Source organism: Micromonospora yasonensis, assembly GCF_026013475.1.
GTDB classification, from domain to species: domain Bacteria; phylum Actinomycetota; class Actinomycetes; order Mycobacteriales; family Micromonosporaceae; genus Micromonospora; species Micromonospora yasonensis.
In genome coordinates, this window is record NZ_JAPDPH010000147.1 from 1 (window position 1) to 17,821 (window position 17,821).

General features: G+C 72.5%; 19 protein-coding genes. 6 read left to right on the forward strand and 13 right to left on the reverse strand.

Translation table 11 applies throughout. The features are described from left to right. The coding region (locus ONA70_RS24895) for an SDR family NAD(P)-dependent oxidoreductase (RefSeq protein WP_265008906.1) at positions 1 to 406 on the reverse strand (406 nt) is incomplete at its 3' end. Positions 407 to 568: 162 nt separating this feature from the next. Between ONA70_RS24895 and ONA70_RS24900 the strand changes: the two genes are divergently transcribed. Beyond that, positions 569 to 1,330: an SDR family NAD(P)-dependent oxidoreductase gene (locus ONA70_RS24900; protein ID WP_265008907.1), complete on the forward strand. Its 762-nt coding sequence runs from the start codon at positions 569 to 571 to the stop codon at positions 1,328 to 1,330. Between the two features lie 103 nt (positions 1,331 to 1,433). On the opposite strand, the gene ONA70_RS24905 is transcribed toward ONA70_RS24900, so the two are convergent. Beyond that, complete coding sequence (locus ONA70_RS24905) at positions 1,434 to 3,044, reverse strand: FadD3 family acyl-CoA ligase (RefSeq protein ID WP_319958552.1); 1,611 nt, start codon at positions 3,042 to 3,044, stop codon at positions 1,434 to 1,436. Positions 3,045 to 3,170: 126 nt separating this feature from the next. On the opposite strand from ONA70_RS24905, the gene ONA70_RS24910 reads away from it, so the two are divergent. After that, complete coding sequence (locus tag ONA70_RS24910; RefSeq protein WP_265008908.1) at positions 3,171 to 3,668, forward strand: nuclear transport factor 2 family protein; 498 nt, start codon at positions 3,171 to 3,173, stop codon at positions 3,666 to 3,668. A gap of 54 nt (positions 3,669 to 3,722) precedes the next feature. On the opposite strand, the gene ONA70_RS24915 is transcribed toward ONA70_RS24910, so the two are convergent. From ONA70_RS24915 to ONA70_RS24925, 3 genes are read right to left on the reverse strand one after another with little or no spacing between them, the layout of a single operon-like run. Further along, positions 3,723 to 4,547 carry an SDR family NAD(P)-dependent oxidoreductase gene (locus ONA70_RS24915; RefSeq protein ID WP_265008909.1) on the reverse strand — a complete coding sequence of 275 codons (825 nt, stop codon included), beginning with the start codon at positions 4,545 to 4,547 and terminating at the stop codon, positions 3,723 to 3,725. Then, a complete protein-coding gene (locus ONA70_RS24920) occupies positions 4,544 to 5,017 on the reverse strand; it encodes a nuclear transport factor 2 family protein (RefSeq protein WP_265008910.1) in 474 nt (157 codons plus the stop codon). Before ONA70_RS24920 ends, ONA70_RS24915 begins: the two co-directional genes overlap by 4 nt. Next, entirely contained in the window at positions 5,014 to 5,901 is an 888-nt protein-coding gene (locus tag ONA70_RS24925; RefSeq protein ID WP_265008911.1) for an LLM class F420-dependent oxidoreductase, read from the reverse strand. Before ONA70_RS24925 ends, ONA70_RS24920 begins: the two co-directional genes overlap by 4 nt. Before the next feature lie 330 nt (positions 5,902 to 6,231). On the opposite strand from ONA70_RS24925, the gene ONA70_RS24930 reads away from it, so the two are divergent. Continuing rightward, the gene (locus ONA70_RS24930) at positions 6,232 to 7,170 is read left to right on the forward strand and encodes a cyclase family protein (RefSeq protein WP_265008912.1); all 939 of its coding nucleotides are present in this window, start codon (positions 6,232 to 6,234) and stop codon (positions 7,168 to 7,170) included. Positions 7,171 to 7,616: 446 nt separating this feature from the next. On the opposite strand, the gene ONA70_RS24935 is transcribed toward ONA70_RS24930, so the two are convergent. From ONA70_RS24935 to ONA70_RS24960, 6 genes are read right to left on the reverse strand one after another with little or no spacing between them, the layout of a single operon-like run. Continuing rightward, entirely contained in the window at positions 7,617 to 8,363 is a 747-nt protein-coding gene (locus ONA70_RS24935; RefSeq protein WP_265008913.1) for an SDR family NAD(P)-dependent oxidoreductase, read from the reverse strand. Next, positions 8,356 to 8,625, reverse strand: coding sequence for a 4Fe-4S dicluster domain-containing protein (locus ONA70_RS24940; RefSeq protein WP_265008914.1), 270 nt, complete (start codon positions 8,623 to 8,625; stop codon positions 8,356 to 8,358). Before ONA70_RS24940 ends, ONA70_RS24935 begins: the two co-directional genes overlap by 8 nt. Continuing rightward, positions 8,622 to 9,371, reverse strand: coding sequence for a GntR family transcriptional regulator (locus ONA70_RS24945; RefSeq protein WP_265008915.1), 750 nt, complete (start codon positions 9,369 to 9,371; stop codon positions 8,622 to 8,624). Before ONA70_RS24945 ends, ONA70_RS24940 begins: the two co-directional genes overlap by 4 nt. Beyond that, entirely contained in the window at positions 9,359 to 10,138 is a 780-nt protein-coding gene (locus tag ONA70_RS24950; RefSeq protein WP_265008916.1) for a thiamine pyrophosphate-dependent enzyme, read from the reverse strand. The genes ONA70_RS24945 and ONA70_RS24950 overlap by 13 nt, the downstream gene beginning before the upstream one ends. Further along, the gene (locus ONA70_RS24955; RefSeq protein ID WP_265008917.1) at positions 10,135 to 11,214 is read right to left on the reverse strand and encodes a hypothetical protein; all 1,080 of its coding nucleotides are present in this window, start codon (positions 11,212 to 11,214) and stop codon (positions 10,135 to 10,137) included. Before ONA70_RS24955 ends, ONA70_RS24950 begins: the two co-directional genes overlap by 4 nt. Next, positions 11,211 to 11,780 carry a 2-oxoacid:acceptor oxidoreductase family protein gene (locus ONA70_RS24960; protein ID WP_265008918.1) on the reverse strand — a complete coding sequence of 190 codons (570 nt, stop codon included), beginning with the start codon at positions 11,778 to 11,780 and terminating at the stop codon, positions 11,211 to 11,213. Before ONA70_RS24960 ends, ONA70_RS24955 begins: the two co-directional genes overlap by 4 nt. A 97-nt stretch (positions 11,781 to 11,877) precedes the next feature. Here ONA70_RS24960 and ONA70_RS24965 point away from each other — a divergent pair, with 97 nt between their 5' ends. Both ONA70_RS24965 and ONA70_RS24970 read left to right on the forward strand, forming a co-directional pair. Next, on the forward strand, positions 11,878 to 13,014 hold the full coding sequence (locus tag ONA70_RS24965) for a zinc-dependent alcohol dehydrogenase (protein WP_265008919.1): 1,137 nt from the start codon (positions 11,878 to 11,880) through the stop codon (positions 13,012 to 13,014). Continuing rightward, entirely contained in the window at positions 13,002 to 14,495 is a 1,494-nt protein-coding gene (locus ONA70_RS24970; RefSeq protein ID WP_265008920.1) for a class I adenylate-forming enzyme family protein, read from the forward strand. Before ONA70_RS24965 ends, ONA70_RS24970 begins: the two co-directional genes overlap by 13 nt. Here the strand turns inward: ONA70_RS24970 and ONA70_RS24975 are convergent. Beyond that, entirely contained in the window at positions 14,464 to 16,050 is a 1,587-nt protein-coding gene (locus tag ONA70_RS24975; RefSeq protein WP_265008921.1) for a class I adenylate-forming enzyme family protein, read from the reverse strand. The genes ONA70_RS24970 and ONA70_RS24975 overlap by 32 nt on opposite strands. Positions 16,051 to 16,199: 149 nt before the next feature. Between ONA70_RS24975 and ONA70_RS24980 the strand changes: the two genes are divergently transcribed. Beyond that, entirely contained in the window at positions 16,200 to 16,601 is a 402-nt protein-coding gene (locus ONA70_RS24980) for a thioesterase family protein (protein WP_265008922.1), read from the forward strand. Between the two features lie 64 nt (positions 16,602 to 16,665). Here ONA70_RS24980 and ONA70_RS24985 read toward each other — a convergent pair. After that, positions 16,666 to 17,821: class I adenylate-forming enzyme family protein (locus ONA70_RS24985; protein ID WP_265008923.1), on the reverse strand; the 1,156-nt coding region annotated here is incomplete at its 5' end.

Genomic DNA, 17,821 nt, shown 5'->3' on the forward strand with positions numbered 1-17,821 from the left:
GCTGACCGGCCTTGGCCCGGTCCCGCCAGTACGCCGCGGCGTGGCGCAACGGCGCGAAATGCCCCTTGAGGTCGACCCGCAGCACCTCGTCCCACTCCGCCTCGGAGAGGTTGACCAGCATCCGGTCGCGCACCAGGCCGGCGTTGTTGACCAGCGCGTCCAGTCGGCCGTAGGTCTCCACGGCGAGAGCGGTCAGCGACCGGGCGTAGTCCCAGTCGGCGACGTCGCCGGCGCTCGCCACGGCGGTTCCGCCCGCGGCCCTGATCTCGTCGACCACCTCGGCGGCCGCCGGACCGACGTCGTTGACCACCACGCGGGCGCCCTCGGCAGCGAACGCCAACGCGTGTGCCCGCCCGAGCCCCTGCCCGGCGCCGGTCACCACGACCACCCGTGTCGATCCGCTCATCGCCACCCTCCTGTGAGATCCCGCCGGCCCTGTGCTGTCCGGGCTGGCCGCGCCGCCCGTCCGCCGACGACGGCGTACCACGAGGGCGCTGTCTGGCGCGAGCCGGGGCGGCTCGATTCCGCCGGGCTAGCCTACCAAGTGCTTGCTTGGTAGCCTAGCCCGGTGATCGACGACTTCTCGAAACGTCCCGGCGCCGCCCTGGTGGTCGGCGCGACCGGCGGCATCGGGCGCGCCGTCGCCCGGATGCTCGCCGCGCGCGGCAGCGCGATCGCCCTCACCTACCGCCGGAACGCCCCGGCGGCCGATGAGCTCGCCGACGAACTCGCGCGCGCTGGCACCTGGGCGCTCGACCTCACCGACGCGCAAGCCTGCGCGGCGGTGCTCGCCGAGGCCGCCGGGCGCTTCGGCGGGCTGCACACGGTGGTCTACGCCGCTGGGCCGCACGTGCCCATGGTCCACCTCAGCCGGGTCGACCCGGCGGCCTTCCGCGCCCAACTGGAACAGGACACCCTCGGCTTCTTCCACCTGGCGCACGCCGCGCTGCCGCACCTGCGGGACAGTCGCGGCAGCCTGGTCGCCGTCACCACCGCCGCCACCCGGCGCTACCCCGTCCGCGACGGCCTCTCCGCGGGCCCGAAGGGCGCGGTCGAGGCGCTGGTCCGGGGCATCGCCGCCGAGGAGGGGAGGTACGGCGTGCGCGCCAACTGCGTGGGTCCCGGGATGCTGACCGACGGCATGGCCGCCCGGCTGATCGCCTCGGGCGACCTCGACGAGCGGGCACTGACGGTCACCCGCGGCAACATCCCGCTGCGCCGCTTTGGCACCGCCGACGACATCGCCGAGGCGGTCTGCTTCCTGGCCAGCGACCGGGCCGGCTTCATCACCGGCCAGCAGCTCGACGTAGACGGCGGCTACACCGTCTGAAACCCGCGCCCCGCCGGCGCGGGCAGGCCTGACCTGCCCGCGCCCACCACCACCTCGCGCCCGCCGGCGCGGACGATTCCCGATCCGGCCGCAGCGCCTCAGGTCAGGCCGGTGCGGTCAGCCGGAACTTCTGGATCTTCCCGCTCGGCGTCCTGGGGAACTCGTCGACGATCGACACCCGGCGCGGCACCTTGTAGTTGGCCATCTTGTTCCGGCAGAACGCGATCAGCTCCCCCGAGGTGAGGCTGCTGCCCCGCTTGGGCAGCACGTACGCGTGGCCCACCTCGCCCATCCGGGCGTCCGGCATGCCGACCACCGCCACGTCGGCGACCGCCGGATGCTCGGCGATCAGCCGCTCCACCTCCGCCGGGTAGACGTTGAAGCCCCCGACCACGAACATGTCCTTGATCCGGTCGGTCACCCGCAGGTAGCCATCCTCGTCGAGCCAGCCGACGTCGCCGGTGTGCAGCCAGCCGTCGCGGTCGATCGCCTCCGCGGTCGCGGTCGGGTCCTCGAAGTAGCCGATCATCACGTTGTAGCCGCGCACCACGACCTCGCCGGACTCGCCGGGGGGCAGCAGCCGGCCGAGCGCATCCATGATGGCGACCTCGGTGCCGGGAATCGCCTTCCCGCAGCTGGTCGAGATGCGGTGCTGGTCGGTGTCCGGCGGGCAGACGGTCGCCGTGCCGCAGCTCTCGGTCAGCCCGTACGCGGTGATCACGGTCTCGAAGCCGAGGTCCCGGCGCATTCGCTCGAGCAGCGGCACCGGCACCACGGTCGCGCCCGTGACCGCCAGCCGCACCGAGCTCAGGTCGTACTCGCCGAACCGGGGCGATTGCAGGATCGAGGTGTAGACCGTCGGTGCGCCCGGGAAGACGGTGATCCGCTCGCGCTGGATGAGGTCCAGGGCGTGGTCCACGTCGAACACGGCCATCGGCACCATGGTCGCCCGGCGGATCAGGCAGGCGAGCAGTCCGGCGCGGTAGCCGAAGCTGTGGAAGAACGGATTGACGAGCAGGTACCGGTCCTCGCGCCGCAGTCCGACCATGTCCGACCAGGCCTCGTCCACCCGCAGGTTGGAGCCGTGCGTGACCATGGCGCCCTTGGGGTAGCCGGTGGTGCCCGAGGTGAAGAGGATGTCCGCGACGTCGTCCGCGCGCAACTCGGCGATCCGCCGGTCGATCTCGGCTGTCGGAGTCGCCTCGGCGCTGGCCAGGAAGTCGTCGAAGGAGACGGCCACCGGGTCGTCGGTGGCGGCCATCGTGACGACGGTACGCAGGTGCGGCAGCGCCGGGACGGGCAGCTCGTCGGCCGGCGGGCGTGGGTCGTCGCCGCGCACCGCGGCGAGATAGCTGTTGCCGAGGAAGTCGTCGTCGAGGACCAGCAGGTCGGCTCGCACCCGGCCGATCGCGTACCGGGCCTCGTCGCCCTTGAACCGGGTGTTCACCGGCACCAGGATCCCGCCGGCTGCCAGGATGCCCAGGGCGGCGATGATCCAGCGGCTGGAGTTCGGCGCCCAGACGACGGCCCGGTCACCGGGCTGCAGGCCATGCGACACCGCGGCCCGCGCGAAGCGGGTGGCCTCGGCGTTGAGCTGAGCGTAGGTCAGCCGCACGTCGCCGTCGATGACGGCCTCGATGCGGGCGGCGTCGGCCGCCGCCGCCCGCAGACAGGCGGGAATTGTCGTCAGGTCAGCTTGATCCACGGTCGCCACGCACGCCTCCACGCCTCAGGGCCGGGTCGTCGGCACGATCCTAGCGAGCCAACCAAGCGCTTGCTAGTGTGGGTTGGGCGTGATGTCGACGCCCCGCCACCACATGAACTGCAACGAGGAGCGCCGGTGCCAGACCACGATCAGGTGATCATCGAGCTGCAGCGCCGGGTACGGGAGCTGGAGGACCGTCTGGCGCTGCTGCAGATCCTCGCCACCTACGGTCCGGCCGTGGACAGCGGATCGCCCGCGCCCGCCGCTCGGCTGTGGACCGACGACGGGGTCTACGACACCGACCCGACGGTCCTGCACGGCCGGGCGGCGATCACCGACATGGTGACCGGCGAGCTGCACCAGCAGCTGATCCACTCCGGCGCCGCCCATCTGCAGGGTCTTCCACACCTCGAGGTAGCCGGCGACCGCGCGGTCGCCACCGCCTATTCGCAGCTGGTCCTTCGCGACGAGGCGAGCGACAGCTACCGGATCTGGCGCACCGGCGTGAACCGCTGGGAGTTCATCCGCACCGAAAACGGCTGGCAGGTCACCCACCGGGTCAACCGGCAACTCGACGGCAGCGCCGAGGCACGGGAGCTGCTCAGGGCCGCGGTGGACGAGCCCGCCGACTGATTCCCCGTGCAGCGCCACCGGATCCGCGGACGATCGCCCCGACTGGGCCGCGGCTCAGGTCTCGTTGGGCAGGTTGGTCCATCCCTTGCCGTCCGCCCGGCCATACCAGCCCGATGCGGCCAGCGTGCCGCCATCCACCGGGATGGTGTGGCCGGTGACGAATCGGGAGTCGTCGGAGGCGAGGAACTCCACGACGGCGGCGTAGTCGTCGGGCGCGCCGAAGCGCCCGAGCGGGAGCCAGGTGCGCAGCAGAGCCGGGTCGCGCCCCCGGAGCATCGCGGCGGCCGGCGTCTGCGGCGTGTCGGCCAGATCGGGGGCGATGGCGTTCACGCGTATCCGGTACTGGCCGACCTCCACGGCGAGGCTCCTGGTGAACGCGGATACCCCGGCGTTGTAGGCGGAGTAGACGGCATGCCCGGGAATGCCCCGGAAGGCCTCGACGGTCGAGTTGTTGATCACTGTGCCGGACCGTTGTTCGACCATGACCGGTAGCAGCGCGTGGGTCACCCGCAACACGTGCAGCAGGTTCAACTCGTACAGCGCCTGCCACTGCGCCTCCGTGCTGCGCAGGAATGTCCTGGCAGCCGGGCGGAAGTCGCCGACGTTGTTGACCAGGATGTCGACCCGGCCGTCGCCGACCGCCAGGGCCCGGTCGCGCAGCGCCTCGACCACCTTCGGCTCACGGATGTCGCCGACGAGTGTGCCGCACGCGCCACCGGCGGCCGTGATCTCGCCGGCCGTCGCTGCGGCCGCCTCCTCGTCTACGTCGTTCACCACCACGGTGGCGCCGGCGGCAGCGAGCCTCCGGGAGATGCCCCCGCCGATGCCCAGCGCTCCACCGGTCACCACGGCGATCCTGCCGGCCAACCGCTGCGTCATGATTCTCCCCGCCCCGACCCGCGCCGGTGGCGAACCGGCCGGGTCTCGATCCATTCGATCTGAAGTGCCCGGCGGAAGATGCGCCACCGGCCGTCCTCGCGTCGGTAGGTGTCGGCGTAGCGCAGGTACCACACCAGGTCGGCCGTCGTACCGTCCGGACGATCGCTGACGTGATGGGCGGCGCCGGCCACCGAGCCGACCGCGCCACCCGCGCCGTCCGGGTCCACGACCAGGCCGAGGACCGCGTGCAGGGTCACCGGGATCCCGCTCAGGGACCGCAGCGCCCGGACGATCTGTGCCCGGCCCGCGTACTGCCGGACCGGGCCCAGTTCGGCGGGCGGATCGGGAAGCACGAGAACCCCGGCGTCCATGAACAACTCGGCGACCGCCCCGATCTCCCGGTTGTCCACGAGGTGCGCGTACCGGTGGACCAGCTCACTGATCTCCGCGCGGTCGACTGCGGTGATCACGGCCCGGAAAGCCCGAGTCGCTCGGCGCAGGCGGACAGCTCGTCCTTGGCTGCCGCGAGGTCGGTGGTCGGGGTCACGGCGAGGACGAGACGATCGGCGCCCAGCGCGGCCAACCGCTCGACCCGCTCCGGGGTCACCTTGGCCGCCGAGTGCCCCAGGCTCAACTCCAACCGGTCCGGATCGCGGCCCGCGCGCTCAGCCTCGGTGCGCACGATGTCCACAAGCTTGCGCAGCTCGTCACCGACGACGCCGAGCGGTTGCAGCCCGTCGCCGCGCCGACCAGCCCGGCGTGCGGCGGCCACGCTGTGGCCGCCGACGTGGATCGGCACCCCCAGCGGATTGGCCGGCTTCGGGTAGCTCATCGCCCCCTCGAACCGGAAGAACTCCCCGTGGTGCGTCGCGCCCTGGGGCGCGGTGTCGGCCCACAGGGCGCGCAGCACGTCGATGGACTCGTCCACGCGGCGGCCGCGGCTGGCGAAGTCCGCGCCGCAGGCCTCGATCTCCTCGCGCATCCATCCCGTGCCGACGCACAGGCGCAGCCGACCGCCGGAGAGCGCGTCGACGGTGGCCACCCGCTTGGCCAGCACGACCGGGTGGTGGTTCGGCAGGACCAGGACGGCGGTGGCCAACCCGATCCGCGTGGTCCGCCCGGCGAGGAAGGCCAGCAGGTCCAGCGGATCGGGGATGGGGCAGTCGTCGGCCAGTCCCATCCGGCCCGACGCGTCGTACGGGTATTTGCTGGAGTAGCCGCTCGCCACGACCGCGTGCTCCACCACCGCGATCGACTCGAAGCCGCACGCCTCGGCGTGCACGGCGAACTCGCCGATCCAGGCCGGGTCTGCCGTGGTGTTGGCCGCTACGGGTGCCTGTATCGCGTACTTCACGGAGTCTCCGGTTTCTCGTCGCGTCCAGAGCGGGTCAGCCTAGCGTTCTTGACCAAGCGCTTGCTTGAGGATAGCGACACCGGCCCCTGCGCGGAAGCCCTGATCCGGTCTCGACCCCGTCGTTGTCGCGTGCGCTCCCCGGCCCTCCCAGGTCGCTCTCGCACGCAACATCAACGGCTACCAGTGCCACAGCACCACAGGTGCCGTACCCTACCTTCTGACCGGCCGACTGCTGGCTCGCTGATCTAGTGTCATGCCAGTTCAGCGGGCCTTGGCGCCTCGAACCGCGTGACCGGAGGAGTCGATGCTGGGATGACGGCAGGGCGACCGATGCCCACGCAGGACGACGTGCTCGGGTACTTCAACACGCTGTCGAACTGGGGGCGGTGGGGCGACGACGACGAGCTCGGGACCCTGAACCACATCACCGACGACGTCCGGCTGGCGGCGGCGCGGGCCGTGCGCCACGGCAGGAGCGTGTCGTGCGCATGGGAGGTTGCCGTACCGGACGACATGGAGCGGTCGACGACGACGTGCCCGTGCGCCGCCGACATGCCGGGTGCCGAGAACATGCCGGTGCCCGCCTTCCACGCCGACCGACGCTGGGGCTTTTCGTCCGAGCGGCTCGGCATCACGTTCCACGGCAACACCCTCACCCACGTCGACTCGCCGTGCCACATCTTCTGGGACGGCACGATGTACAACGGGCGGTCGCACTCGTTGGTCGACGCCGCGACGGGATCGGCGTGGGCGGCCGTCACGGCGGCGGCGAACGGGATCATCACGCGTGGTGTCCTGCTGGACATTGCCAGGGTCCGCGATGTGCCGTGGTTGGAACCGGGGCAGGGTGTGTTTCCCGACGATCTCGAGGAGGCCGAGCGTCGCCAGGGTGTGCGGGTGCGATCCGGCGATGCGGTACTCCTGCGGACCGGCTATGGCCGCGCCCGGCACGAGGCCGGTGCGGCCAGCGGTTTCACGCAGGCCGGCTGGCACGCGTCCTGCCTGCCGTGGCTGCATGAACGGGAGGTCGCGCTGATCGGCGCGGACACCCCCCAGGACGTTCAGCCGTCGGGGTACGAAGACGTGTTGATGCCGGTTCACGCCGTGAGCCTCGTCGCGATGGGTCTGTGGCTGCTCGACAACTGCGACCTGGAGGTGTGCGCGACGACGGCTGCCGAGCTCGGCCAGTGGGACTTCCACCTCGCAGTCGCGCCGGTCCGCTTCGCCGGTACGTCCGGCAGCCCGGTCAACCCGATCGCCACATTCTGACCGCGGCGCCGGGAGAAGAAATCCCTCGGCCAGCGCACCCACACCTGCCCGGCCTGCGGTCTGACCGGGGATCGGGACCTGGTCGCCGCGGCGATGGCCGCCTGCGTCCGCCTGACCGACCCCGACCAGCCGGCAACGGCCTACATCGATGAAGACTTCCGGGCCGCGCTCGCGGCCCGGGTGCAAGGGCAGCAAGAGGCCCTGGCCCGGTCAACCGTGACCACCCTGCCCCGACCCCACGGCCGTGGCACGGCAGGTGCGGCAGCCACCACCCTGGTGGCCTCTGAAGGACGAAAGATCCGACCACGGGGCACCCCTGATGAGAACGAGCACCTGGTACGCCGGGTGCCACGGCCACGCAGGACCACCCAACCCAAGCAGCCACACCCGCCATCGGGCGCAGCTGGGCCGGGCCGTGAGCCGCAACAACCGTTACGACTCAACTCTTAGGCGAACGCGCCACCGTCGACGCGCAGCACGGCACCCGAGACGAAGGACGCGTCGGGGGCACCGAGAAAGGCGATCGTCGAAGCCACTTCCGCCGGGTCGGCCCTGCGCCCCTGCAGGCCGGTGGATCGCTTGCGCAGGCTCTCGTCGTAGGCCACCTCGCCGGTATGGAAGTCCGCCGAGAGTGCGGTTTCCACCCCGCCCGGGCAGACCACGTTGATCCGTACGCCCGCGGGACCGTACTCGATGGCCAGGGAGCGCATGAGCATCACCAGCCCACCCTTGGACGCCGAGTACACCGCGCTGTACGGCCAGCCCTGCAGGCCGGCGATCGACGACACGGCGACCACGCACCCGCGGCTGCGGACCAGATACGGCATCGCGGCCTGCGCGAGCAGGAACGGGGCGCGCAGGTTCACGTTCAGCACCCGGTCCCACTCGGCGAGACGCACCTCGGCCGTGGCACCGAACTGCCCGATCCCGGCGACCAGGGCGAGCAGGTCCAGCCGGCCCCAGCGCTGCACGCAGTGCAGCACCACGGCCTCGGCCGCCGTCGGCTCCGCCAGATCGGCGGAAAGCGTCGCGATTCGCTCGTCCGCGCCGACCTCCTCGCGCAGCGCGTCCAGTCCGGCGGCGTCGCGGTCCACGCCCAGCACGAAGTCGCCGCGGCCGACGAGCCGGTGCACGGTGGCCCGGCCGATCCCGGCCGCCGCGCCGGTCACCACCGATACCCTCGCCTCAGCCATGCCGATCCCCCGACGCGCCGGCGGAGGTGAACCGGTAGACCGAGAAGACGAAGTCCGGGCAGACCAGCTGGCAGGCGGTGCAGCCGGTGCAGCCCGGGGTGAGTTCCGGATACCGGTAGCCCATCTCGTTGACCTCGCTCGACATCACCAGCACCCCCGGCGGGCAGGCATCGATGCAGAGCTCGCAGCCCTTGCACCGATCCTCGGCGATGACCAGCGTCCCCCGGCTGCCGCGCCGCGCCCCGACTTCCTGCTCGCTCATGATTTGTCGCCTCCGGCCGTCGTGCGGACGATTCCCAGCACCCCGGAGCGGCCGGTGCGCTGTGGCCGATCACCGGACTTCGCCGGCGGCCCGTCGGTCGGGAAGATCCCCCGCCGCCGCAGTGCTCGAACCGCGTTCTCGGCCGTCATCAGGATGTGGTCGAGCGCCGCCGCGGCGGCCGCCTCCGCGTCCCTGGCCACCAGGGCCTCGTGCTCCCGGCGCAGTGCGGCCCGTTCCTCGTCCATCGCGTCCTCGATGGAGAACCGGGCGGCGGCCGGCACCAGACCGTTGAAGCTGCGCAGCAGGGCCCGCAGGTGCGGGCCGGCGGTCGCCAGGTTGACCGCTTTGCGGAACTCGCGGGCGATCCGTTCGAACTCGTCGACCTGGTCGCAGCCGGCCAGCGCCTCGACGAGCTTGCCCAGCGTCTCCCGCAGGTCCCCGTCCCCGCTGGTCGCCGCCCGGCTGCTGGTCAGCGCGCTCAGCATGCCGTACAGCTCGAACGCCTCGCGGATCGTCCCCGCGTCGAAGGCGGCGACGAACGCGCCACGGTAGTGCGGCATCTCCACCAGGCCGTCGCGCTCCAACTGGAGCAGTGCCTCGCGTACCGGGGCCCGGCTGACCCCGAGCGTCGCGGCGATGCCGTCGAGGTCGATCCGGTCGCCGCTGCGGAGCGTGCCGTCGAAGAGCAGACCGAGGATGTAATCGGCGACCGCCACGCCCGTCTTCGCCCGCGTCAGTGCCGCCATGTCGTCAGCTCCCCGAGTGGATAGGCCTGTTCCATCGAGTCGCCAAGGTAACCCGGGCCCTCGGGCGCCGGCACGAACCAGCCCGTCGGGCACATGGTGAGGATCTCCACCAGGCTGAAGCCGGCGCCGGCGAGCTGGGTCTCGAAGGCGCGCCGCAGCATCCGCTTCGTCTGCGCCACGCCGCCGGCCGTGGAAACCGCTCCCCGGGCGACGTACGCGGCGCCGCGCAGCCCGGCCACCAGGTCGGCCACCGGGATCGGGTAGCCGTGCGTCTCCGCGTCGCGCCCCTCGAGGCTGGTCTTCGTGCGTTGCCCGAGCACGGTGGCCGCGGTCAACTGCCCTCCGGTGTCGCCGAACACGCCGTTGTTCAGCAGTACACAGGTGATCTTCTCGCCCCGGGCCGCGGCGTGCAGCACCTCCTGCAGCCCCTCGTTGGCCATGTCACCGTCGCCCTGCATCGTGAAGACCGCGCAGTCGGGGCGTACCCGCTTGATGCCGGTGGCACAGGCCGGGGCCCGGCCGTGCAGGCACTGCAACACGTCGACGTCCATGATCCGGACGAAGCTGCCGTAGCAGCCGTGACCGACCACGCCGATGGTGCGCTGGACGATGTCCAGCTCCTGCAACACCTCCAGCAACACCCGCAGCGCCACCGGCTCCCCGCAGCCGGGGCAGAGCGAGTGTTCGCCGAGCAGCAGCGACGGGCGGAAGTCGGCCACCCTGCGGGCCGGCTCCGACGGCGGCTGGGAGGTGTCGATGACGGTCATGAGCGTCCACCTTCGGAAAGAGCGGTGCGAATCCGGTCCCGGATGACCGGGGCGTCCATCAGTTCGCCGTAGGCGAGGCCGGACTCCGCGATGCTCACCCCACCGATGAAGCGCACGGCTGAGCGATCGGCGGCGTGGATGCGTACGTCGTCGAGCATCTGCCCGGCGTTGAGCTCGAAGACCAGCACGCGCCGCACGTCGGCGGTGGCCGCGGCGAGCGCTTCGCCCGGGAACGGCCAGAGCGTCACCGGTCGGAACCATCCGATCCGGTGTCCGTCGGCCCGCAGCTCCTCGACGACGTACTCGACGAACTTGGCGGCGGACCCGAAGGCCACCACCAGCGTCTCCGCGTCCTCGACGTGGGCCTGCTCGGACCGCGACTCGATCGCGTCGATGGCGGCGAACTTCTCCGCGATGGCACGCCAGTGGCGGTCGGGGCCGGGGCCGGGATCGGTCGCCTTGCCCATGGCCCAGGTCCAGACCTGCCGGGATCCGCCGGTGCCGCCGCCGGTGCCGTCGAGCGCCCAGTCCTTCGGCGGCAGCGGACCGAAGTCCAGCGGGCGGACCGATACGCCGATCCGGGTCTGCGCCAACAGCGGGTCCCCGTAGAAGATCACCGGTGCCCGGTGCTTGTCGGCGAGGTGGAACGCCAGTTGGACATGCTCGACCGCCTCGGGAACGTCCTTGGGCGCGAGCGTGATCGTCCGGTAGTCGCCCCAGCCGCCGCCCCGGGTGGCCTGGAAGTAGTCCTGCTGGTTGCGGGCCATGTTGAAGACCACGAACGGCGTCTCGTTCAGCGCCGCCTCGGCGATCGCCTCCTGCATCAAGGCGATGCCCTGCCCGCATGAACCGGTGGCCGCGCGGGCCCCGGCCGCGGCGGCGCCGAGGGTCATGTTCACGCCCTCGATCTCGCTCTCCGCGTTGAGGCACACCCCACCGGCCAGGGGGAGCTGGCGCGACATGTTCTCCAGCAGGCCGGTGAACGGCGACATCGGGTAGCCGGCGAAGAAGCGGCAGCCGGCGGCGATCGCCGAGGCGGCGATCGCCTCGCTGCCTTCGAGCAGCTCGAGGGTCATCGGGAAACCTCCGTCAGATCGGCGCCCGGCACGTCCAGCGCGGCCGCGCCGGCCGCGAGCGCCCGCGCGTTGGCCGCGGCGTGCTGCCTGCGGTACGGCGGGAGCAACTCCTGCATGGCGGCCACCAGGGATGCCGGGTCGACGAGCCGGGTCACCGCGTTGTACGCGCCCAGCAGCACGAAGCCGATCGCCTGGGGCGCCTCGACCGACTTGGCGACGGCGGCCGCGTCCACGCCGTACACGGTCATCGCCGGCAGCGACGCGGGGTCGACCAGCGGCAGGTTGAGGATCGCCGGCCCGCCGGGGCGCAGCCGCGCGAGCGCCGGCTCGCTGAACCGGTGGTGGGCGACGATCGCGGACCAGGCCGAGGCGAGTACCGGGAGGGCCCGCAACGGACGGTCGCCGATGACCACGCTCGCCTTGGACGGGCCACCTCGCATCTCGCCGCCGTAGTCGGCGCTGAGCATGGCGTGTCGACCCTCGCGGGTGGCGGCGAGGGCGAGCGTCTTGGCGAGCAGTTGGATGCCCTGGCCTCCGACGCCGGTGACCACGAGTTCCCGCTCCATGGGCGGCCTCCTGATCCAGGGTTGACTAGGCTTAGATATTGAATACAAAATCCAAGACCACGGTCAAGTCATCGGGGGCCACGAGGTGGGGGGCGCGATGCGCGCGGCGGTGCTGCACGGCTTCGGCGATCTGCGGATCGAGGAGGTTCCCGACCCCCGGCCCGGCCCCGCTGACGTCGTCCTCGACGTAGCGTGCGTGCAGCCGAGCGTCACCGAGTGCATGCTGATCGCCGGAGAGCCGGTGGCGCTGCACACCCACCTCGCCGACGCCCTGACTGCCGGCCCGGTCCGCTTCGGCGGGCACGAGTTCTGCGGCGTGGTCCGCTCGGTCGGGACGGCGGTGCGGGACATCACGGTCGGTGCCCGGGTGACCGCCGTGGAGACCGTCGTGTGTGGACGGTGTCCGGCCTGCCGGCGCGGCCGGTCGGACGCCTGCCTCGCACCCGAGTTCATCGGGTTCACCCGCCCCGGCGCCCTGGCCGAGCAGGTGCTCGTCCCCGCCGCGTGCGTCGTGCCGGTGCCGCCCGGTGTGACTGCCTCCGCGGCGGCGGCCGTGCAGCCCCTGGCCGGGGCTCTGCACGCGCACGCACTCGCCGCCGTGCAGCCCGGCGAGACCATGCTGGTCATCGGCGCCGGCGTGATGGGGCTGCTCGCTCTGCAGGTCGCCCGGTGCGGCAACGCCGGCCTGGTCGCGATCAGCGGACGGAGCCCGGCCAAGCTCGCCCTCGCCAACCGGTTCGGCGCCGACCTGGTGATCGACGCGAGCGGCGGACCGGAAGCGGTCCTCGCGGCGGTACAGGAGGCCACCGGCGGGATCGGCGTCGACGTCGTGGTCGAGACCGCTGGGGGCGCCCCGGAGGTCGGGCTCGCCGGCACGGAGACGCTCGAACTGGCGGCGCGCTGCGCCCGCCGGGGCGGCCGCGTGGTGGTGGTCTCGGTGCTGCCCGACCGGGCGCCGGCACCGCTCGGCCTGCTGCGGGAGCGCGGCACAGCGCTGCTGCACCCCCGCTCCGGTGCTGGCGGCTACTCCCCCGGCGGTGGTGTCTTCGACCACGCGCTGCGCCTGGTGGCCCGGGGCGACATCGACGTCGAATCGCTGGTCACCCATCGGCTCTCCGGCATGACGGAGGTCCCGAAGGCGGTGGAGATCACCCGGGACAAGACCGCGCACGGCGCGATCAACCCGGCCCAGGTCGACCTGACCGGCGGGGGGAAGGGCGCATGGAACTGCTGATCGGCGACATCATCCGTCAGGCGGCCCGGATGGCGCCGGCGGCGACCGCGGCCACCCTGGCTGGAGACCGGGTCACCTTCCGCGACCTCGACGAGCGGGCGAACCGCGCCGCCAACGCGCTGGCCGGCCTGGGCGTGCGGCGTGGCGACCGAGTGGCCTGGTGGACCGCGCCGACGCTGGGCACCCTGGACGGCTTCCTGGGCTGCGCCCGGCTCGGTGCCGCGTTCGCCCCGATCAACCCCACACTCTCCCCCGGCGAACTCGCGGCGGTTCTGTCCTATCTGGATCCGCGGCTGCTGGTCACCGATCGTCCCGACGCACCCCAGGACGCGCCGCTCGCCCGCGTCGGCTCCGCACCGGGCCCTGGCGCGGACCTCGACGCCCTCGCCGCCGCCGCGTGCGCCGCGCTGCCCCACGGGCACGACCGCCTCGCCGACACCGACCCGCACATCGTCTACCTGACCAGCGGCAGCACCGGTCGGCCGAAGGGGGCCCTGGTCAGCCACCGCGCGAGCTGGCTACGCGCGGCACCCGGCGGCGGCACCTTCACCTCCGGGCTGCGCGGCCGGGGCGGCGTCCTGTGCAGCTTTCCGCTGTACCACTACGGCGGTTGGCACTACGTGCTGGAGGCATGGCAGCACCGGACCGCGGTGCACCTCGTGCGCCGGGCCGACGCCGCGCAGATGATCGACTCGGTACGGCGGGAGCGCCCGTCGGCGATCTACTGCATCCCGGCGGTGTGGGAACGGCTGCTCGACCCGGAGCACCGGCACGCCGACCTGTCGTCGTTGCGGCACGCGGACACCGGCACCTCGGGAATCTCCACCGAGCTGCTCGTGCGGATCAAGGAGCGGCTGCCGGGGACCACCACGTCCGTCCTGTACGGGTCGACCGAGGCGGGCCGGATGGCGGCGCTGCCAGACGCCGACATCTTCGACCGGCCCGGCAGCGTCGGGCTCCCGGCCTTCCCGAACGTGCTGTGGGTGGACGCCCCGGCCGGCGAGGTGGGCGAGGTCTGCGTCAGCGGACCCGGACTGATGTCCGGCTACCACGACCTTCCCGAGGAGACCGGGGCGGCGCTGCGCGACGGTGTCTACCGCTCGGGTGACCTGGGCTACCTCGACGACCAGGGGTACCTCCACCTCACCGGCCGTCAGCGCGAGGTCATCCGCACCGGCGGGGAGTCGGTGTCGCCGTTCGAGGTGGAGCAGGCGCTGCGCGACCTGCCCGGGATCCACGACGTGGCCGTCGTCGGCCTGCCGGACGAGCGGTGGGGTGAGGTGGTCTGCGCGGTGCTGGTGCTGGCGCCGGGGGCGACAGTGCCGGAGGTTGCCATCGTGCGCGGGCACGTCGCCAACCAGTTGGCCGCCTTCAAGCAGCCGCGCCGGGTCGCCGTGGTGTCGGAGATCCCACGTACCCCGGCGACCGGCCAGATCCAGCGCTCGCGGATCAGGGCCGCCCTGATCGAGGCGGCGCACTAACGGCACGCAGCCGGGCACGCAGTTCCGCCTTGGCCACCTTGCCGCCGGAGCCACGGGGCAACTCGTCGACGATCTCGAGCCGCTCGGGCCAGTTCTCTGGAGAGACGCCACGCGCGGCGAGGTGCGAGCGCAGGTCGTCCAGGTCGAGCGCGGCGCCGGGCCGGAGCACCACCACGGCGCAGACCCGCTCGCCGTACGTCGGGTCGGGGACCGCGACCGCGGCCACCATGGCGACGGCGGGGTGGGTGCCGACCTGCTCCTCGACCGCGGCGGCGCTGACGTTCTTGCCACCGCGGATGATGAAGTCCGACTTGCGGTCCACCACCCGCAGGTAGCCGTCCCCGTCAACGGTGCAGATGTCGCCGGTGAGCATCCAGCCGTCCGGGGTGAAGAGCCGCTCGTTCGCCTCCGGGTCGTTGAAGTAGCCGAGGCAGGTGGCGGGCCCGGCGCAGGCGGCCTGCCCCGGCCCGCCGGTGGCGGTGACGTCGACGCCGTCGTCGCCGAAGAGCCGTACGCGCATCTGGTCGATGATCCGGCCGGCCGTGCGCAGCCGCCGCTCCACGGTGTCCGTGGTCCCGGTGCGCGACAGCGCGCCGGTCTCGTTGGAGCCGAAGAACTGGAGCACCCGCGCGCCGGTGCGCCGCTCGAACTCGGCGGCGCGCTCGTACGGCACCGCCTCACCGCCGGTGAACATGCAGCGCAGCGAGCTCAGGTCGTACCGGCCGGGCTCCGCGTTGAGCATCATGATGAACTGCGTGCTCACGCAGCACACCACGGTCACCCGCTCCCGCTCGATCAGCTCCAGCGCGCCGGCGGCGCTGAACCGCGGCATCACCACGGTGGGCGAGCCGAGCAGCGTGGGCGTGAAGTTGGCGGTCCACTGGGCGAAGCCGTACGGGGCCGGGATGAGGGTGAGGAAGACGTCGTCGGGGGTGAACGCCCCGGCCTCCAGCGCGAGCTGGTGGTAGTACAGCCACCGGTTCTGGTTGTGCACCACGCACTTGGGCATGCCGGTGGTGCCCGATGTGCCGTTGAGCAGGTGGATCTCGCCGAGGCCGAGGGCGCGCTCGGCGAGCAGTGCGCGTTCCGCCGCGGTCGGCTCCGGCCAGTCCAGCTCGGCGAGCCGGGGTGGCAGCTCCAGCCGCAACCGCAGCGGCAGCCCGTCGACCAGTTCGGCGACCGGGGTGTCCCGGTGCTGCGCGTGACTGACGAGTGCTGTGGCGCCGGCGACCGTGAGCAGGTGCCGGAGTTCGAGGCGCCCGGCTCGCGGGCCGATGCCGACCACCACGACACCGGCCTTCAGCGCGGCCAGGTAGGCGACGTGTACCGCGACGCCGTCCGGGAGCAGCACACCGACCCGCTCGCCGCGGGCGAGCCCGGAGCGCACCATCAGCGCCGCGAGCCGGTCGGACACCTCGTCGTACGCGCGCCAGCCGATTCGGTCGGCACCGGCGATGAAGGCGGGCCGATCCGGAATCTTCGCCGCGTGCCGGCGCACCCGTTCCGCGAGGGTCTCCGTGCCCCATCGCCCGACCTCGGCCAGTCGGTCCGCCACGTATCGCTCGTGCGCACTGCCGGGGACCGGGGCCGTGCCGGCCGGGAAGAGCGCTGCCACCTCGCTGTACGACAATTCCAACCCCTACCTAACAAGCGCTTGGTTGTGGCATTCTGTTTCCGGCAGAGTGAGCCTGTCAAGGAGGCGGGATGCGGATCTGGGAGACGGCGACCGCGGACGAGCTGGTGACCAGCCCGGTGCGCGAGGGCGAACGGTCGGAGCGCACGTTCGAGGTGACCGCCGGGATGCTCACCGGGCACGTGCCCGGCGCCCCGTCGGTGCTCTCCACCCCGGCGCTGATCGCGCTGCTGGAGGACACCGCCGCCGACATCCTGCGTCGACGGCTCGCGCCGGGCGCCGCCTCGGTCGGCACCTGGATAGGGGTGCGGCACCGCGCGCCGGCCCTCGCCGGTCAGCGTGTCGAGGTGCGCGCGACGGTGGCCGCCGTGCAGGGCCGGCATGTCACCTTCGACGTCGCGGCGCAGGTCGCCGGCCGGACGATCGGCGACGGGCAGGTCACCCAGACGCTGATCCGCGGCGTCCGCGGCTGAACCGGACGGAGGTGGCGCTGCCACCCGCGCCGCGCGGCTGAGCCGGTCGGGCTGCCCTCCGCGCTCACACCCGTGCGCGCAGCGCCACCTTGTCCACCTTGCCGCCCGCCCCCAGCGGCAGGGCCGGCAACCGCACCAGCCGCTCCGGCCAGTTGAGCTTGGAGACGCCGCCCGCGGCCAGGTGCGTCCGGAGGTCATCGAGGTCCAGTTCGACGTCGTCGCGGGTGACCACGAACGCACAGACCCGCTCCCCCAGCACCTCGTCCGGGTAGCCGACCACCGCCACCTGGGCCACCCCAGGGTGTCCGCCGACCGCCTCCTCCACCACGGGCGCGCTGATGTTGTGCCCGCCCCGGATGATGAAGTCGGCCGTCCGCCCGGTCACCGACAGGTAGCCGTCAGCGTCGACCTCGCCGATGTCCCCGGTGAGCAGCCAACCGTCCGGGCGCAACAGGACCCGGTCGGCCGCCTCGTCCCGGAAGTAGCCCGGGGCGCAGCCCGGTCCGTGCACGGCCACCTGGCCCGGCCCGCCCTCGACCGGGCTCGCGTTCCGGTCGAAGAAGCGCACCCGCATCGCCGGGATGGGCCGCCCGGCCGTGCGCAGCCGCTTCTCGCGGTCGTCGTCGACCCGGGTCACCGAGATCGGGCCCGCCTCGTTCGAGCCGTAGAACTGCAACACGGCGCACCCGGTGCGCTCCTCGAACTCCACCGCCCGGTGGTACGGCACCCGCTCTCCCCCGGTGAAGAGCACCCGCAGCGAACTCAGGTCGCGCTCGGCGAATTCGGGGGCGTTCAACATCATGATGAATTGGCTGGTCACGGCGGCGAGCACGGTGACCCGGTGCCGCTCGATCAGCCGCAGTGTCTCGGCCGGGTCGAATTCGGCGGCCAGCACGGTCGGGAAGCGGTACCGGGTGGGAACGACGTGGGCGCTCCACAGCCCGAAGCCGTACGGCGCAGGCAGCGCGCTGAGGACAACCTCCTCGGGGCCGAAGGCGGCCGCCTGCGCGGCGAGCGGGCCGAAGTACTTGCGGGTGTTCATGGTCTGCCGCACGCACTTGGGCCGGCCGGTGGTGCCCGACGTGGAGTTGAGGAAGAAGAGGTCGTCGGGGCCGAGCCCCCGCCCCTGCACGACGGCGGCGGCCTCCTCCCACGACGGCACCGGCACCGGCTCGCCGTCGCGTTCCACGGTCAGCTCCGAACCGTGCAGGTCCAGCACC

Bases quoted from the DNA above. Each gene is read 5' to 3' on its own strand.
- ONA70_RS24915 (WP_265008909.1), bottom strand. From the start codon at position 4,547: ATGACGCAGCGGTTGGCCGGCAGGATCGCCGTGGTGACCGGTGGAGCG.
- ONA70_RS24930 (WP_265008912.1), top strand. From the start codon at position 6,232: ATGCCCACGCAGGACGACGTGCTCGGGTACTTCAACACGCTGTCGAAC.
- ONA70_RS24935 (WP_265008913.1), bottom strand. From the start codon at position 8,363: ATGGCTGAGGCGAGGGTATCGGTGGTGACCGGCGCGGCGGCCGGGATC.
- ONA70_RS24940 (WP_265008914.1), bottom strand. From the start codon at position 8,625: ATGAGCGAGCAGGAAGTCGGGGCGCGGCGCGGCAGCCGGGGGACGCTG.
- ONA70_RS24945 (WP_265008915.1), bottom strand. From the start codon at position 9,371: ATGGCGGCACTGACGCGGGCGAAGACGGGCGTGGCGGTCGCCGATTAC.
- ONA70_RS24950 (WP_265008916.1), bottom strand. From the start codon at position 10,138: ATGACCGTCATCGACACCTCCCAGCCGCCGTCGGAGCCGGCCCGCAGG.
- ONA70_RS24955 (WP_265008917.1), bottom strand. From the start codon at position 11,214: ATGACCCTCGAGCTGCTCGAAGGCAGCGAGGCGATCGCCGCCTCGGCG.
- ONA70_RS24960 (WP_265008918.1), bottom strand. From the start codon at position 11,780: ATGGAGCGGGAACTCGTGGTCACCGGCGTCGGAGGCCAGGGCATCCAA.
- ONA70_RS24965 (WP_265008919.1), top strand. From the start codon at position 11,878: ATGCGCGCGGCGGTGCTGCACGGCTTCGGCGATCTGCGGATCGAGGAG.
- ONA70_RS24970 (WP_265008920.1), top strand. From the start codon at position 13,002: ATGGAACTGCTGATCGGCGACATCATCCGTCAGGCGGCCCGGATGGCG.
- ONA70_RS24980 (WP_265008922.1), top strand. From the start codon at position 16,200: ATGCGGATCTGGGAGACGGCGACCGCGGACGAGCTGGTGACCAGCCCG.